At 76.4% G+C, this 15,353-nt stretch carries 14 protein-coding genes and 1 pseudogene; 13 read left to right on the top strand and 2 right to left on the bottom strand.

From position 1 onward, the window contains the following. Positions 1–35 precede the first annotated feature (35 nt). Positions 36–599: a hemerythrin domain-containing protein gene (locus ABZ923_RS38360; protein WP_361482030.1), complete on the bottom strand. Its 564-nt coding sequence runs from the start codon at positions 597–599 to the stop codon at positions 36–38. 101 nt (positions 600–700) lie between these two features. Then, positions 701–1,594 (bottom strand): polysaccharide pyruvyl transferase family protein, encoded by an 894-nt coding sequence (locus tag ABZ923_RS38355; RefSeq protein WP_361482027.1) that lies wholly within the window; start codon positions 1,592–1,594, stop codon positions 701–703. A 328-nt stretch (positions 1,595–1,922) separates the two neighbouring features. Between ABZ923_RS38355 and ABZ923_RS38350 the strand changes: the two genes are divergently transcribed. The 13 genes and pseudogenes from ABZ923_RS38350 to ABZ923_RS38290 all read left to right on the top strand — a co-directional run bounded on the left by ABZ923_RS38350 (position 1,923) and on the right by ABZ923_RS38290 (position 15,134). Further along, complete coding sequence (locus ABZ923_RS38350; protein ID WP_361482024.1) at positions 1,923–2,930, top strand: NAD-dependent epimerase/dehydratase family protein; 1,008 nt, start codon at positions 1,923–1,925, stop codon at positions 2,928–2,930. A 33-nt stretch (positions 2,931–2,963) separates the two neighbouring features. Next, complete coding sequence (locus ABZ923_RS38345) at positions 2,964–4,598, top strand: carbamoyltransferase C-terminal domain-containing protein (protein WP_361482021.1); 1,635 nt, start codon at positions 2,964–2,966, stop codon at positions 4,596–4,598. Beyond that, complete coding sequence (locus tag ABZ923_RS38340; RefSeq protein WP_361482018.1) at positions 4,595–5,590, top strand: glycosyltransferase; 996 nt, start codon at positions 4,595–4,597, stop codon at positions 5,588–5,590. The genes ABZ923_RS38345 and ABZ923_RS38340 overlap by 4 nt, the downstream gene beginning before the upstream one ends. Next, positions 5,587–6,090 (top strand): annotated as a pseudogene (locus ABZ923_RS38335) (HAD-IIIA family hydrolase); the annotation flags it as partial. The gene ABZ923_RS38340 and the pseudogene ABZ923_RS38335, both read left to right, overlap by 4 nt. A 254-nt stretch (positions 6,091–6,344) precedes the next feature. Further along, positions 6,345–7,355: a glycosyltransferase family 9 protein gene (locus ABZ923_RS38330; protein WP_361482015.1), complete on the top strand. Its 1,011-nt coding sequence runs from the start codon at positions 6,345–6,347 to the stop codon at positions 7,353–7,355. Beyond that, positions 7,352–8,314, top strand: a complete 963-nt coding sequence (locus tag ABZ923_RS38325; RefSeq protein WP_361482012.1) for a glycosyltransferase — start codon at positions 7,352–7,354, stop codon at positions 8,312–8,314. Before ABZ923_RS38330 ends, ABZ923_RS38325 begins: the two co-directional genes overlap by 4 nt. Further along, on the top strand, positions 8,311–9,543 hold the full coding sequence (locus tag ABZ923_RS38320; RefSeq protein WP_361482009.1) for a glycosyltransferase: 1,233 nt from the start codon (positions 8,311–8,313) through the stop codon (positions 9,541–9,543). The genes ABZ923_RS38325 and ABZ923_RS38320 overlap by 4 nt, the downstream gene beginning before the upstream one ends. Next, complete coding sequence (locus tag ABZ923_RS38315; RefSeq protein ID WP_361482006.1) at positions 9,540–10,262, top strand: SIS domain-containing protein; 723 nt, start codon at positions 9,540–9,542, stop codon at positions 10,260–10,262. Before ABZ923_RS38320 ends, ABZ923_RS38315 begins: the two co-directional genes overlap by 4 nt. Beyond that, positions 10,259–11,680, top strand: a complete 1,422-nt coding sequence (locus ABZ923_RS38310) for a PfkB family carbohydrate kinase (protein ID WP_361482003.1) — start codon at positions 10,259–10,261, stop codon at positions 11,678–11,680. Before ABZ923_RS38315 ends, ABZ923_RS38310 begins: the two co-directional genes overlap by 4 nt. Positions 11,681–11,706: 26 nt before the next feature. Continuing rightward, entirely contained in the window at positions 11,707–12,711 is a 1,005-nt protein-coding gene (locus ABZ923_RS38305; RefSeq protein ID WP_361482033.1) for a glycosyltransferase family 9 protein, read from the top strand. Beyond that, entirely contained in the window at positions 12,701–13,642 is a 942-nt protein-coding gene (locus ABZ923_RS38300; protein ID WP_361482000.1) for a glycosyltransferase, read from the top strand. The genes ABZ923_RS38305 and ABZ923_RS38300 overlap by 11 nt, the downstream gene beginning before the upstream one ends. After that, the gene (locus ABZ923_RS38295) at positions 13,639–14,571 is read left to right on the top strand and encodes a glycosyltransferase (protein ID WP_361481997.1); all 933 of its coding nucleotides are present in this window, start codon (positions 13,639–13,641) and stop codon (positions 14,569–14,571) included. Before ABZ923_RS38300 ends, ABZ923_RS38295 begins: the two co-directional genes overlap by 4 nt. Before the next feature lie 128 nt (positions 14,572–14,699). Further along, positions 14,700–15,134, top strand: a complete 435-nt coding sequence (locus ABZ923_RS38290) for an STAS domain-containing protein (protein ID WP_361481994.1) — start codon at positions 14,700–14,702, stop codon at positions 15,132–15,134. Positions 15,135–15,353 lie beyond the last annotated feature (219 nt).

Genomic DNA, 15,353 nt, shown 5'->3' with positions numbered 1-15,353 from the left:
CGGGCACGCGCCCGGCCCCCGTGGTGTGCAGCCGTTCAGCTCTCCTTGCCCCGCCCCGACAGCGCGTCGCGCAACCGGTCGACCAGACCGGCTCCCGGAGCCAGCAACTTGTTGGCCGGGGGAGTGTCCGGTGCCGACGGGTGCGGACGGGTGGGGGCCATCTTCTTCGCCCGGCGGACCTTGTCGCCGAGATCCATCAGCGCGTCCGGGGGACAGGCCGCCTCCAACTGCGGGAAGAGGTTCTGCTCCTCGTCCGCGACATGGGACCGGATCTCGGTCATCAGCTGGGTCATGAGCGTGTCGAAACGGGGATCGTCCGCGTCGCAGCCCTCCAGGTCCTTCATGAGCTGCTCGGCCTTGGCGTGGTCCTCCAGCTCCTTGTCGGCCAGGGCGTCCCCGTTGGTCACGTGCTCGCGCACCGCCGGGTAGAGGTAGGACTCCTCCGCGACGGAGTGCCGGACCAGCTCCATCGTGGCCTGGTCGCAGAGGGTCTTGCGTTCCGCGGAGCCGGGCGGCAGCGCCTCGATGCGGCCGAAGATCTCCTCGACCTCGCGGTGGTCGGTGGTCAGCTCCTGAATGACGTTTCCGCCGTGACCCATGGTCGTTACCTCCTGCGTCAAACGCGGCGGCCCGAAAGCGGCCGGCCGTCGCCGCGCCGAGTGCCCCGGCCACGGCGCGCTACACGGCCCGCGAGCCCCGGTCAGCGCATCGAGTGGCAGGCGGCGGCCGTCCGGCCCACTCCCGACAGCGCCCACCGCCACCAGTGGTCCAGGATGTCCGGGGTCAACGCGTCCGCCGCCACCAGCGCCGGCCAGCCCAGAGTGCGGGCCTGGGCGCTCACCTTGGCGCCGCCCGCGACCGGGTCGACCGCGATCACCGGGGTGCCGCTGCGCAGCCCCAGCACCAGGCCGTGCAGCCGGGTGGTGACGACCACGTCGAAGCGGGGGAGGAGGGCGAGGAACTGCTCGGCGGTGGCGCACAGCCGCCAGTCGTCGGTGGCCAGCCGGGTGTCGGCCGGCACCCGCGCGCAGTCCTTGCCGGCCAGCCAGGCGGTGATCCGCTCGGTCACCTCCGCGTGCCGGCGGCGCTCCCCGTACTCGCCCTGGCCGTGCGAGAGCACCACCCCGGCCACGGGCGGCAGCGGGCCCGCGGGGGCGGCGGCCGCGAGATCCCGCCGGCCCGGGGCGTCCGTACCGTCGCGGGGGACGACCACATGGAAGCCCGTGACCGCGGGATCCGCCGGGTCGACCACCGACACCCCGGCCGCGAGTCGTCTCAAGGATCCGAACCGTGCATGGAGGGCGGCGACTTGGGGCCCGTGCAGCGGACCGCAGACGAAGAGCAGCGTGTCGTACGCACGCGGGTCGGCCGTCTCCAACGACAGCCGGCCGGGCCGGAAAACGGGGCTCCAGGCGGTGTCGTGCCGGATGCCGGCCCTGGTCAGGGCCGTGGCCATGTGCTGCTGGGCGAGCACGTCCCCGGCCGTGGCCTCACCGTCCCGGAAGCTGAACCAGCCGGTGAGCAGCAGCCGTTCCGGGAACCGGCCCGGACCGCGCAGCGCACGCAGCACCTCCGTCGCGACGTCGTCGTGCATGAGCGTCTCCCCTGTGGTAATCGGGGCGCCTGAGTCGCGCGAGTACCCCGGAATCCGGACAATAAGAATCAAACGTGTGAAACCAACTGGCACGGGAACTCAGCTGCCAGTGCCGTCCAGCCAGCGGCGGCCCACCAGGGTGGTCCTGCACGATCGACGGGACACGCGCCCTGTCCTCCCCTCTCCCACGGGCCGACGACGTCGGACCCGGCGACCCGGCACGCGCCGAAGGCCCGCGCCGGCCCCCTTCCCAGGTGCGCGGACGACGCACGTCCGGAACACGGACGAAGCGGACGCGTGGACCAAGGACGACGAAGGAAGAGCCCCCATGACTGGTGACACACCGTTCTCCTGGCGGCGCGCCCTCGTGACCGGCGGCGCCGGCTTCCTCGGCTCCCACCTGTGCGAACGCCTGCTGGATTCAGGCGTCGAAGTCGACTGCGCCGACAACCTGGCCTGCGGGCGGCGCGAGAACATCGCCCCGCTGGAGGACCGGCCCGGCTTCCGGTACGTGCACTGCGACGTCTCCGCGGCGCGGTGCGCCGAGCGGCTGCCGGGCCCGTACGACCTGGTCCTGCACTTCGCCTGCCCGGCCTCGCCCGCCGACTACCTGCGCATGCCCCTGGAGACCCTGGACGTGGGCAGCATCGGCACCCGCAACGCCCTGGCGATCGCGGAACGCGACGGCGCCCGCTTCCTGCTGGCCTCCACCTCGGAGGTGTACGGCGACCCGCTGGTGCACCCGCAGCACGAGGGCTACTGGGGCAACGTGAACCCGGTCGGACCGCGCAGCGTGTACGACGAGTCCAAGCGGTTCGCCGAGGCCCTGGTGACCGCGCACGCCGGCACCAACGGCACCGACGCCGGGATAGTGCGGCTGTTCAACACCTACGGCCCGCGGATGCGGGCCCACGACGGGCGCGCGGTGCCCACCTTCATCTGCCAGGCTCTCGCCGGCGAGCCGCTCACGGTGACCGGCGACGGCAGCCAGACCCGCTCGCTGTGCTACGTGGACGACACCGTCGACGGCATCCTGCGGGTGGCCGCGAGCAGGGCGGTGCGGCCCGTCAACATCGGCGGCAGCGACGAGATCACCATGGGCGACCTGGCCCGCCGGGTGGTCGCCCTGACCGGCTCCCGGTCCCCGATCGCGTTCGTGGACCGGCCCGTCGACGACCCCGGCCGGCGCCGCCCCGACACCACGCTGGCGCGCGAACTGCTCGGCTGGTCGCCGCAGGTCCCCTGGGAGGAGGGCCTGAAGCAGACGATCGCCTACTTCGCGGCCCAGCCCCCGGAACCGGCCCCGCACCCGGGGGAACCGGCCCCGCAGTCCTGACCCCCCGCCCCTCCCCGGCCCTGGAGACAGCGCATGCACGTCCTCGGAATCAACGCACTCTTCCACGACCCCGCCGCCGCCCTCCTCACCGACGGCCGGATCGTGGCGGCGGCGGAGGAGGAGCGGTTCTCCCGTCGCAAGCACGGCAAGCGGCCCGTTCCCTTCTCCGCCTGGGAGCTGCCCGAGCAGTCGGCCCGCTGGTGCCTGGAGCAGGCCGGCCTCACCCCGTCCGACCTGGACGCCGTCGCCTACTCCTACGACCCCGCACTGGCCCGCCCCGCCGACGAGATGGGCCTGCACGACCCGTGGGACCACCTGCGCCAGCAGTACGCCCGCCAGGCGCCCGACTTCCTCGCCGAGGCGCTGCCCGGACTCGACCCGGCGAAGGTGCGGTTCGTCCCGCACCACGTGGCGCACGCGGCCTCCGCCGGGGCCGTCTCGCCGTACCCGGACTGCGCCGTCCTCGTCCTGGACGGCCGCGGCGAGTGCGGCTCGCACCTGGCCGGCCGCTACACCAACCGGGAACTGACGGTCCTCGGCACCCAGCGGCTGCCGGACTCCCTCGGCCTGTTCTACGAGGACCTCACCCAGCACCTCGGATTCCTGCGCAGCAGCGACGAGTTCAAGGTCATGGCGCTCGCCTCCTACGGCACCCCGCGCTTCGCCGGCCGACTGCGCGAGTACGTCCACGCCGCCGACGACGGCGGCTTCCGGGCCCGCCCGGTGCCCTGGGCCGAGTTCGTCCCGCCCCGCCCGGCCGGCGGCGCCTGGAACCAGGACCACGCCGACCTCGCGGCCAGTGCCCAGCTCTGCCTGGAGGAGGTCATGCTCGGCCTCGCCCGGTGGCTGCGCGAGCGCACCGGCGAGGACGCGCTCACCCTGGCCGGCGGGGTCGCCCTCAACTGCGTGGCCAACACCCGGCTGTGGCGGGAGAGCGGCTTCCGGCACGTGTGGGTGCAGCCGGCCGCCGGCGACGCCGGTACGGCACTGGGCGCGGCGGCGCATGTGGCCGGTCAGAAGGACGCCCTGGAGCCGATGCCGACCGCCGCCCTGGGCCGCGGCTGGAGCGACGCCGAACTGCGCACGTGGCTGGACCGGGCGGCCGTACCGTACGAGGAACCCGCCGACATCGCCGAGACGGCCGCGGAGGCGCTGGCCGCCGACGGGATCGTGGCCTGGTTCCAGGGGCGCAGCGAGTACGGACCGCGCGCGCTCGGGCACCGGTCGCTGCTCGCCCACCCCGGCAAGGCGGAGAACCTGGAACGGCTCAACGCGGTCAAGGGGCGCGAGGAGTTCCGGCCGGTCGCGCCCATGGTGCTCGCCGAACGCGCGGCGGAGATCTTCGACGGGCCGCTGCCCAGCCCGCACATGCTGTTCGTGCACGGGGTGGCCGCCGAGTGGAAGGCCCGCATCCCGGCCGTCGTGCACGTCGACGGCACGGCCCGCATCCAGACCGTGGACCGCGCCCAGGAGCCGCTGGTGGCCCGGATGATCGAGGGCTTCGAGCGGCGCACCGGGCTGCCGGTGGTGGTCAACACCAGCCTGAACACCGCCGGGCGGCCCATGGTCGACGATCCCCGGGACGCCCTGGAGTGCTTCGGCTCGGCACCCGTGGACCTGCTGGTGCTCGGCCCGTTCGCGATCCGCCGCGGGAAGGCGTTCGCATGACCGGCGCGCCCGCATACACCGTCGTCGTCCCGACGATCGGCCGGCCCTGCCTCGCCGAGTGCCTGCGCGCGCTCGCCGCGGCCGACGGCCATCCGCCGCACGAGGTGGTCGTCGTGGACGACCGGCCCGCGCCCGACGGCGGCCTGCCCCTGGAAACGGCCGGTCAGCTGCTCGACCGGGTGCGCACCCTGCGCACCGGCGGCAAGGGGCCGGCCGCTGCCCGCAACGCCGGCTGGCGCACCGTCCGGACGCCCTGGACGGTGTTCCTGGACGACGACGTGCAGGTGCTGCCGGACTGGTCCCGGCGGCTCGCCGACGACCTGCGGGCGGCCGGCCCCGATGTCGGCGGCGTCCAGGGACAGTTGCGTGTCCCCCTGCCCCTGGACCGCCGGCCCACCGACTGGGAGCGCGTCACCAAGGGCCTGGAGAACGCCGCCTGGGCCACCGCCGACATGGCGTACCGCACCGAGGCGCTCAAGCGGACCGGCGGTTTCGACGAACGTTTCCCGCGGGCCTTCCGCGAGGACGCCGACCTGGCCCTGCGGGTGCAGCGGGCGGGCTGGGACCTGGTCCGGGGCGCACGCGTCACCCGGCACCCGGTCCGCCCGGCCCACTGGTGGGCCTCGCTGCCCGCGCAGCGGGGCAACGCCGACGACGCCCTGATGAACCGGCTGCACGGCCGCGACTGGTGGGACCGTGCGCAGGCGCCCCGCGGCCGGTTGCCCCGCCACGTGGTGGTCACCGGCGCGGCCCTCGCCGCCGCCGGCTGCGCCCTGGCCGGGCGGCGGCGGTCCGCGCGCGTCTGCGCGGCCCTGTGGACGCTGGGCACCGCCGAGTTCGCGCTCGCCCGGATCCTGCCCGGCCCGCGCACCGCCCGCGAGATCGCCGGGATGCTCGGCACCAGCGTGCTCATCCCGCCGCTCGCCGTCCGGCACTGGGTGCGCGGAGTCGTCCGCCACCGGCACGCCGAGCCCCTGGGAGGTGCCGAGTGAGCAGGCTGTCCGCCGTCCTGTTCGACCGCGACGGCACCCTCGTGGTGGACGTGCCGTACAACGGCGACCCCGACCGGGTCCGGCTGCTGCCGGGCGCCGCCGCGGCCGTCGCGCTGGCCCGGGCCCACGGCCTGGCCACCGGCGTGGTCAGCAACCAGTCCGGCATCGGCCGCGGGCTGCTCACCACCGAGCAGGTGCTCCGCGTCAACGAGCGCGCCGACGAACTGCTGGGCGGCCTGGACACCTGGGTGTTCTGCCCGCACGCCCCCGACGCCGGCTGCGCCTGCCGCAAGCCCCGCCCCGGCCTCGTCCACGCGGCCGCCGAGCGGCTGGGCGTACCGCCCGCCGAGTGCCTGGTGGTCGGCGACATCGCCGCCGACGTCCTGGCCGCCCGCGCGGCCGGTGCCCGAGGCGTCCTGGTCCCGAACGCGGCCACCGCCCCGGCCGAGGTGGAACGTTTCGCCACGGAGAGCGCCCCCGACCCCCTCACCGCGGTCCGCGCGGCCCTGGTCGAGGCGGGCGTCCCGGTGGGCAGGCGCGCCTCCGGCCCGCCCGCGGACCGTCCTGCCCGGCCACGGCAGTCCTGGACACGCCCGGCTCCACCGACCGCCGGGACCGCCGTGGCGACGCCGTCGCCTTCCCCGGAGGCCGGTGCCGCCGGGAGGATGCCGTCCCCTTGCCCGGACGTTCCGGCGCGCGGACGGGCGCGGTGTGCGGTGCCGGACGCCGTCGGACCGGCGGGGAGGTGGCCGGCGTGAAATCACTCGTCGTCCGGCTCGACAGTTTCGGTGACGTGCTGCTCGCCGGGCCCGCCGTACGGGCCGTCGCCGCGGGTTCCTCGCACGTCACCCTGCTCTGCGGCCCCCGGGGCGCGGACGCGGCCCGGCTGTTGCCCGGGGTGGACGAGGTGCTGGTGTGGGAGGCGCCCTGGGAGGGGTTCGACCCGCCCCCGGTCAGCCCGGCCGACGTCGACTGGCTGGTGGGGCGGCTGCGCGCCGGGGCGTACGACACCGCGCTCGTCCTCACGTCGTTCCACCAGAGCCCGCTGCCCACCGCCCTGCTGCTCCGGCTCGCCGGCGTCGGCCGGATCGGGGCCGACAGCGTCGACCATCCCGGCCGGCTGCTCGACGTGCGCCACCGGCGGCAGGAGGGCCGGCACGAGGCCGAGGCGGCCCTGGACACCGCCGCCGCCCTCGGCTTCCCGGCCCCGCCCGGGGACGACGGCCGGCTGCGCGTGCTGCCGCCTCCGGACACCGGCGGCCTCACCGGCAACGGCCCCTACGTCGTCCTGCACCCCGGCGCCAGCGCCCCCGCCCGCGCCTGGAGCCCGCACCGCTGCGCCGAGGCGGTCGCGCTGCTCGCCGACGCCGGGCACCGCGTGGTCGTCACCGGCGGCCCCGCCGAGACCGGCCTCACCCGCCGGGTCAGCGGCGGCCTGGCCGTCGACCTCGGCGGCCGGACGTCCCCCCGCACCCTCGCCGGGGTGCTGCGCATGGCCGACGTCGTGATCAGCGCCAACACCGGCCCTGCCCACCTCGCCGCAGCGGTCGGCACCCCGGTCGTGTCGCTCTTCGCTCCCGTCGTACCGGCCGAACGCTGGGCACCGTACGGCGTCCCCGTCATCCTGCTCGGCGACCAGTCGGCGCCGTGCGCGGACACCCGGGCCCTCACCTGTCCGGTGCCCGGCCACCCCTGCCTGGACGAGGTCACCGGACAGGACGTGGTGCGCGCGGTGCACAAGCTCATCCAGGAGCGGCAGCCATGAACATCCTCGTCTGGCACGTGCACGGATCCTGGCTCACCGCCTTCGTGCAGGGCCCCCACACCTACCTGGTCCCGGTCACCGGCGACCGCGGACCCGACGGCCTCGGCCGGGCCGAGACCTGGGACTGGCCCGAGTCCGTGCGGGAACGCACCCCGAAGCAGCTGTGGGACTGCGACATCGACCTGATGGTGCTGCAACGCCCGCACGAACTCGACCTGGCCCTGCGCTGGACCGGCCACCGGCCCGGCGTGGACGTGCCCGCCGTGTACGTCGAGCACAACAGCCCCGACGAGACACCCGAACGGCAACTCCACCCGCTCGCCGGGCAGTCCCGGATCCCCGTCGTGCACGTCACCCACTTCAACCGGCTGATGTGGGACAACGGCCAGGCCCCGACCGAGGTCGTCGAGCACGGCATCATCGATCCCGGCCCGCTCTACACCGGCACCGCGCGGCGCGCGGCCGTCGTGGTCAACGAGCCCGTGCGCAGGGGCCGTACCACCGGCACCGACCTGCTGCCCCTGTTCGCCCGGTCCGCGCCCCTGGACGTCTTCGGGATGCGCACCGAAGGACTCGCCGAGCACCTCGGCCTGCCCCCCGAACGCTGCCGCGCCCGGGACCTGCCGCAGCACGAACTGCACCGGGAGATGGCCCGCTGCCGGCTCTACCTGCACCCCGTGCGCTGGACCTCGCTCGGACTGTCCCTGCTGGAGGCCATGTTCCTGGGCATGCCCGTGGTCGCCCTGGACACCACGGAGGTCCGGGAGGCGATACCCGAGGGCGCCGGGGTGGTCTCGAACCGCCTCGACGTCCTGGAGGACGCCGTACGGACCTTCCTCGCCGAACCCGAGCGGGCCCGCCGCACCGGCGCGGCGGCCCGGGCCGCGGCCCAGGCCCGCTACGGAGAGCGGCGCTTCCTCGACGACTGGGAGCGCCTGATCAAGGAGGTCACCCGATGAGCCGCATTCCGCACACGGCCGGGCGCGTCGCCATGGTCTCCGAGCACGCCAGCCCGCTGGCCGCGCTCGGCGGACCGGACGCGGGCGGCCAGAACGTGTACGTGGCGCAGACCGCCCGGCAGCTCGCCAGAAAGGGATACCGGGTCACGGTGTACACCCGGCGGGACTCGGCGGGCCTGCCGGACCGGGTGACCCTCATCGACGGCGTGCAGGTGGTGCACGTGCCCGCCGGGCCGCCCGCGCCCGTCCCCAAGGACGAACTCCTGCCCCACATGACCGAGTTCGGCGCCTTCCTGGCCCGGCAGTGGGCCGAGAGCCCGCCCGACGTGGTGCACGCCCACTTCTGGATGTCGGGCCTGGCCGCCCTGGCCGGCGCCCGCGACCTCGGCATCCCCGTCGTGCAGACCTACCACGCGCTCGGCACGGTGAAGAAGCGCTACCAGGGCGACGCCGACACCAGCCCGCCGCAGCGCCTCGCCATCGAGGAGGCCATCGGCCACGAGTGCGCCCGCATCATCGCCACCTGCAGCGACGAGGTGGCCGAACTCAAGGCCATGGGGCTGCCCGAGGACCGGATCAGCGTCGTCCCCTGCGGCGTCGACCCCGACCAGTTCACGCCGGGCGCCCGCACCCGCCCGCCCGGCGCCCGCAAGCGGCTGCTGGCCGTCGGCCGGCTCGTGCCCCGCAAGGGCTTCGACCGCGCCATCCGCGCCCTGGCCGGCGTTCCCGACGCCGAACTCCTCGTCGCCGGCGGCCCCGAGGCCGACCTGCTCGGCGCCGAGCCGGAGGCGGCACGCCTGTACGGCATCGCCGGCGAGTACGGCGTCTCGGACCGGGTCACCCTGCTCGGCGGGGTCGGCCGGGCCCGCATGCCCCGGCTGATGTCCAGCGCCGACCTGGTGCTGTCGCTGCCCCGCTACGAGCCCTTCGGCATCGTCCCGCTGGAGGCCATGGCCTGCGCCACCCCGGTCGTCGCCACCGCCGTCGGCGGCCAGCTCGACACGGTCGTGGACGGCACCACGGGCGTCCTGGTCCCGGCCGACGACGACCACGACCTCGGCGCGGTCGTCCGCGCCCTCCTCGCCGACCCCGACCGGCTCGCCCGGTACGGAGCCGCCGGCCGCTCCCGGGTGCTCAGCCACTACACCTGGGACCGGGTGGCCGACGGCCTGGCCGGGGTGTACGGCGCCGTGTCCTCCGTTCGCTCGCTCTCGGGAGTCGTCCGATGAACACCGTCACCGACACCACCCACTGCGACGACCTCGCCAAGGCCCTGGAGGCGTTCCGCGACCACGCACCGCTCATCGAACGCTGGGGCACCGACCTCGCCCGGCGGCTGGGTTCCGGCGCCCGGCTGCTCGTCGCCGGCAACGGCGGCAGCGCCGCCCAGGCGCAGCACCTCACCGCCGAACTCGTCGGCCGCTACCGGGACGACCGCCCGCCGTTCTCCGCGGTCGCCCTGCACGCCGACACCTCCTCCACCACCGCGATCGCCAACGACTACGGCGTCCAGGAGGTGTTCGCCCGGCAGACCGCCGCCCACGGCCGCCCCGGGGACGTGCTCCTGCTGCTGTCCACCAGCGGCGCCAGCGCCAACCTGCTGGCCGCCGCCGACCGCGCGCACCGGCTCGGCATGACGGTGTGGGCGCTGACCGGCCGGGCCCCCAACCCGCTGCAGCTCGGCGCGGACGAGGCGCTGTGCGCCGACGCCCCCGGCACCGCCACCGTGCAGGAACTCCACCTGGTCGCCGTGCACATGCTCTGCGAGGCCTTCGACCAGGCGGTCGAGCGCGGCGAGGCCGGCCACCGGGCCGACGCCGACGGCGCGCACGGCAAACCGGGTGCCGACGGCAAGCCGGGTGTCGTCGGCCGGCTCGTCGGCCGGGCCCGCACGGTCGGCCGTACCGCGGCCGGCGCACCCGTCGCCCCGAGGAAGGGACACGCATGACCGCCGCGCAGACTCCCCTGGTCGTCGTGGGCGACGCCCTGCTCGACCACGACCTGTGCGGGCGGGCCGAGCGGCTCGCCCCGGACGCGCCCGTGCCCGTCGTCCACGGCACCCGGCGCAGCTCCCGCCCCGGCGGCGCCGCCCTCGCCGCCTGCCTCGCGGCCGCCGACGGACGTCCCGTCACCCTCGTCACCGCCCTCGGCTCCGACACCGCCAGCGACACCCTGCGGGACCTGCTGGCCGGCCGGGTCGGCCTGGTCGAGGTGCCGCTGGAGGGCACCCTCAGCAGCAAGACCCGGGTGCTGGCCGGGGAGCGGCCGCTGCTCCGCCTCGACGACGGCGAGGGCCGCGCCCGCGAGGCGACCCAGGAGGCGGTGTCCACGATCGCGGTGGCCGACGGCATCCTCGTCGCCGACTACGGCCGCGGCACCGCCGACGTCCTGCGGGACGCCCTGACCCACGCGACGGCACCCGTCGTCTGGGACCCGCACGTGCGCGGCCGGCCCCCCGTCCCCGGCGTCCGCCTGGCCACCCCCTCCGCCCAGGAGGCCCGCGCCTTCGCCCGTCAGCTGGACGACACCGACGCCGGCGAGGCGGCCGGCCTGCGCACCGCCGCCCGGGACGCCCGCGTCCTCGTCGACGCCTGGGGGGCCCAGGCCGTCGCGGTGACCCTGGGCGAACGCGGCGCCCTGCTCTCGCACGGCGAGACCCCGTTGCTCGTGCCGACCCCGGCCGCCGCCACCGGCGACCCCTGCGGCGCCGGCGACCGGTTCGCCGCGGCCGCCGCCGGGCTGCTCGCCGACGGCGCCCTGACCGAGGCCGCCGTACAGGCCGCCGTACACGCCGCCACCCGGTACGTCGCCGAGGGCGGCGCCCGCGCGGTCGCCGTCCCCGACGAGCCGGAGACCGCCGCGGAGCCGCAGGCCGACGGCGACACCACCGCCGACGCCGTGCGCACCGCCGCCCGGGTCCGCGCGGCCGGCGGCACCGTCGTCGCCGCGGGCGGCTGCTTCGACCTGCTGCACGCCGGGCACGTCGCCCTGCTCCAGGCCGCCCGCCGGGCCGGCGACTGCCTCGTCGTGTGCATCAACTCCGACGCCTCGGTACGCCGCCGCAAGGGCGACGGCCGCCCCCTCGTCCCGGCCGCCGACCGGGTACGGGTGCTGCGCGCCCTGGAGTGCGTGGACGCCGTCGCGGTGTTCGACGAGGACACCCCCGAGCGCATCCTCGGCGAACTCCGCCCGCACATCTGGGCCAAGGGCGGCGACTACGCCCGCACCCGGCTGCCCGAACAGCCCCTGGTGGAGAGCTGGGGCGGCCAGGTCCTGCTGCTGCCCTACCTGGACGGCCGCTCCACCACCGGCCTCGCCCGGCGCGCGGCCCTGGCCCCCGCCCCGACCGGAGGACGGACGAGGTGACCTCCCGCGACCGCACGACGCACGGGGTGAGCGCCGCCGCGCAGCGGCCCGAGCACCCTGCGCCCGTCCTGGTCCTGCGCGCGCTGGGCCTCGGCGACCTGCTGGCCGGCGTGCCTGCGCTGCGCGGTGTCCGCCGGGCCTTCCCCGGCCACCGGGTCGTCCTGGCCCTGCCACCGGACCTCGCCGAACCCGCCCTGTCCACGGGGGCGGTGGACGCCGTGTTCCCGGCCGAGGCGCCCGGCCGCGGGGTGCCCGACCTCGGCCACTGGCCGGGACCGCCCCCCGACGTGGCCATCGACCTGCACGGCAACGGCCCCGAGAGCCGCGACGCCCTGGCCGCCCTGCACCCGCGCCGGCTGCTCGCCCACGCCTGCCCGGACGGCCCGCCGTGGCGGGGGCAGGCCAACGAACGCGACCGCTGGTGCGCCTTCCTGCACGACTACGGCATCCCCGCCGACCCCCTGGACGTGCGGCTGCCCCCGCCCGCCACGCCGTCCCCGGCCCCCGGCGCGGTCGTCGTGCACCCCGGCGCGGCCTCGGGCTCCCGCCGCTGGCCGGGGGACCGGTTCGCCGCCGTCGTACGGTGCCTGCGCGCCGCCGGGCACCGCGTGGTCCTCACCGGCGGGCCCGGCGAGGACGCCCTGGTCCGCTCGGTCGCCGAACACAGCGGCCAGCGCGGCAGCGACGTACTGACCGGCGGCCTGCCGTTCGGACAGCTGTCCGCGCTGGTCGCCGGGGCGTCCCTGGTGCTGAGCGGCGACACCGGCCTCGCCCACCTCGCGGTGGCCCACGGCACCCGCTCCGTCACCCTGTTCGGGCCGGTCTCCCCGCGCCTGTGGGGCCCGCCGCCGAGCCCCGACCACCTCGCCCTGTGGAAACCCGGCCCGCCCGGCGACCCGCACGGCCGCACCCCCGACGCCCGCCTGCTGCGCATCCGCACCGGCGAGGTCGCCGCGGCCTGCCTGACGCTGCTGCGCGACGTCCGCGGCCGGCAGCGGCAGAGCGGACCGGAGGCGGCACATGTCCACTGAGCACGCCCCCGGCCGCGTCGGCCGGCCCATCGCACCGGGCGATCCCCGCGTCACCGTCGCCGTCATCACCCGCGACCGCAGCGCCAGCCTGCTGCGCACCCTGGACGCGCTGGCCGCGCTGCCCGAGCGGCCGCCGGTCATCGTGGTCGACAACTCCCGCGACGACACCACCTGCCGTGCCGTCGCCGGCCACCCGGCCCTCACCCGGTTGCTGCGGCCCGCCGCCAACACCGGCGCCCTCGGCCGCAACCTGGCCGTCCAGCACGCCCGCACCCCCTACGTCGCCTTCAGCGACGACGACTCCTGGTGGCAACCCGGCAGCCTCGCCCGGGCCGCCGACCTCCTCGACCGGCACCCCCGGCTCGGCCTGCTCGCCGCCCGCACCCTGGTCGGCGAGGAAGCCGCCGAGGACCCCCTCAACGCCGTACTCGCCGCCTCCCCGCTGCGCCCCGAACCGGACCTGCCCGGCCGCCCGGTGCTCGGCTTCCTCGGCTGCGCCTGCGTGGTCCGCCGGGAAGCCTTCCTGAGCGCCGGCGGCTACCACCCGCTGCTCTTCTTCGGCGGCGAGGAGACCCTGCTCGCCTACGACCTCGCCGCCGCCGGCTGGGGCGTCGCCTACGAACCCTCCTTGTGCGCCTGCCACCACCCCGAGGACCACGGCCGCACCGGCCGCTCCTTCCTCGTCCGGCGCAACCACGTGCTCACCACCTGCCTGCGCCGCCCCTGGCCGGTCGCCCTGCGCGCCTTCGCCGACCTCGCGCTGGCCGCCGCGGCCGGCCGGCCCGGCGCGCGCCGCGCCCTGAGGGAGAGCCTCGCCCGGTTCCCGGCCGCCCTCGCCCGCCGCCGGCCCCTGCCCCCGCACGTCGAGGACGCCGCCCGCCTGCTCGACCGGGAGGCGTCCGGACGCCTGGCGGAAGGAGCCGCCCGGTGACCGGGCTCACCCCCGGCGTCCGTGCCCGGACCGGTCCCGACGACCGGACGACCGTCGTCCTGATCACCCACAACCGCCGCGCCGAACTCCTGCGCACCCTCGCCCTGCTGCGCCGGCTGCCCGAACGCCCGCGCGTGATCGTCACCGACAACGCCTCCACCGACGGCACCGCCGAGGCCGTCGCCCGGGACTTCCCCGAGATGACGCTGCTGCGCCCCGGCCGCAACCTCGGCGCGATCGGCCGCAACCTGGCCGTCCAGCGCGTGCGCACGCCCTACGTCGCCTTCTGCGACGACGACACCTGGTGGGAGCCCGGCAGCCTGCGCCGGGCCGCCGACCTGCTCGACGCCCGGCCCCGGCTCGCGGCCGTCACCGCCCGGATCCTGGTGGAACCGGAGGGCACCGAGGACCCGGTCGTGCGCGAACTGCGCGAATCCCCGCTGTCCGGCCCGGACTGGCTCCCCGGGCCCGCCCTCGGCTCCTTCCTCGCCGCCGCCACCGTGCTGCGCACCGAGGCCTTCCGCGCCGGCGGCGGCTTCCACCCCGGCCTGTGGCTCGGCGGCGAGGAGGAACTGCTCGCCTGCGACCTGCTGCGCCAGGGCTGGTGGCTCGCCTACGCCGAGGAACTCACCGTCCACCACCACGCCTCCCGGCTGCGCGACAGCACGGCCCGCCGGGTCCTCGGGCTGCGCAACACGCTGTGGTTCACCTGGCTGCGCCGCCCGCTGCTGCCGGCGCTGCGCCGCACCGGGCACCTCATCCGGACCGTGCCCCGGGACGCGGCCTCCGCCCGCGCGTTCGCGCACGCCACCGCCGGACTGCCGTGGGTGCTGCGCCAGCGCGACCCGGTACCGCCGGAGCTGGAGCGCCGGCTCGCCGCGCTGGAGCGGGCCCGCAGGGACTCACCCGCACGGCGGTACGTCGGCTGACCTGGAGGGCGCCGCGACACGTCCCGGGACGTCGTTGCATCCGGGATCCGGGCGGGGGCAGAGTGAGGTCCCGGTCAAGAAGCGGCCGGCCGAGCTCCTTCCGCCCCGCCCAGGAAGCGCGTGCCCCCATGGAAACCGGTCCGCCGTCCCCTGCCCGTGTCCGCCCCGGCGGCCCGGCCCCGCTGCTGCTGCAGACCGTCCACGAACACCGCGCCGGGCTCGGCGGCATCAGCGTCCTGAAGGCCCGGGGCACGGTCGACGCCGCCAACGCCCGGCGGTTCCGCGAGGCCCTCGCCGAGCACGTCGCCCACGCCGAGCAGGCCGGGGAGCACCCTCTGCTGGACCTGAGCGAGGTGTACCTCGCGTGCGCCGACGCGGTGCGCTCCCTGGACCGGGGGACCGGGCTCCTGGCCCGCTCCGGCCGCGCACTGCCCGTCGTACAGCCCCGACCGCACGTGCGGGAAGCCCTGACCGCGGCCGGTCTGCCGGGGATCCGGGTGCACGCCTCCCTGGCGTGCGCGCTGGACGACCTGGACGCCCGGCCGGCCGGCGGCCCGGCATAGCCGGCCGCCGCGCCCCGACCGGGTGCGGTTGAGGGCCGGGGGCCCACCGTGCAAGGTGGTGCCGAGGTCAGGAAGAGACCGATCGACAACTGCGGCACGTCCAGTCTGGGTGATGCGATGAAACCTTCTTCCGGCCGCCCGGCCGCACCGGCTCCCCTGGTCATCGAGTCCTCCGTCGTCGAGGGACTGCCCGCCGAAGGCGCTCTGCTGCTGCGCATG

The organism is Streptomyces sp. NPDC046881, assembly GCF_040645015.1.
GTDB lineage: Bacteria > Actinomycetota > Actinomycetes > Streptomycetales > Streptomycetaceae > Streptomyces.
Note: the sequence above shows the minus strand (reverse complement) of the source record. Positions and strands in the feature narration are given on the sequence as shown.

Excerpts from the sequence above, each read along its gene's own strand:
- ABZ923_RS38350 (WP_361482024.1), top strand. The coding sequence starts at position 1,923 with ATGACTGGTGACACACCGTTCTCCTGGCGGCGCGCCCTCGTGACCGGC.
- ABZ923_RS38290 (WP_361481994.1), top strand. The coding sequence starts at position 14,700 with ATGGAAACCGGTCCGCCGTCCCCTGCCCGTGTCCGCCCCGGCGGCCCG.
- ABZ923_RS38360 (WP_361482030.1), bottom strand. The coding sequence starts at position 599 with ATGGGTCACGGCGGAAACGTCATTCAGGAGCTGACCACCGACCACCGC.
- ABZ923_RS38355 (WP_361482027.1), bottom strand. The coding sequence starts at position 1,594 with ATGCACGACGACGTCGCGACGGAGGTGCTGCGTGCGCTGCGCGGTCCG.
- ABZ923_RS38310 (WP_361482003.1), top strand. The coding sequence starts at position 10,259 with ATGACCGCCGCGCAGACTCCCCTGGTCGTCGTGGGCGACGCCCTGCTC.
- ABZ923_RS38315 (WP_361482006.1), top strand. The coding sequence starts at position 9,540 with ATGAACACCGTCACCGACACCACCCACTGCGACGACCTCGCCAAGGCC.
- ABZ923_RS38345 (WP_361482021.1), top strand. The coding sequence starts at position 2,964 with ATGCACGTCCTCGGAATCAACGCACTCTTCCACGACCCCGCCGCCGCC.
- ABZ923_RS38340 (WP_361482018.1), top strand. The coding sequence starts at position 4,595 with ATGACCGGCGCGCCCGCATACACCGTCGTCGTCCCGACGATCGGCCGG.
- ABZ923_RS38325 (WP_361482012.1), top strand. The coding sequence starts at position 7,352 with ATGAACATCCTCGTCTGGCACGTGCACGGATCCTGGCTCACCGCCTTC.
- ABZ923_RS38300 (WP_361482000.1), top strand. The coding sequence starts at position 12,701 with ATGTCCACTGAGCACGCCCCCGGCCGCGTCGGCCGGCCCATCGCACCG.
- ABZ923_RS38320 (WP_361482009.1), top strand. The coding sequence starts at position 8,311 with ATGAGCCGCATTCCGCACACGGCCGGGCGCGTCGCCATGGTCTCCGAG.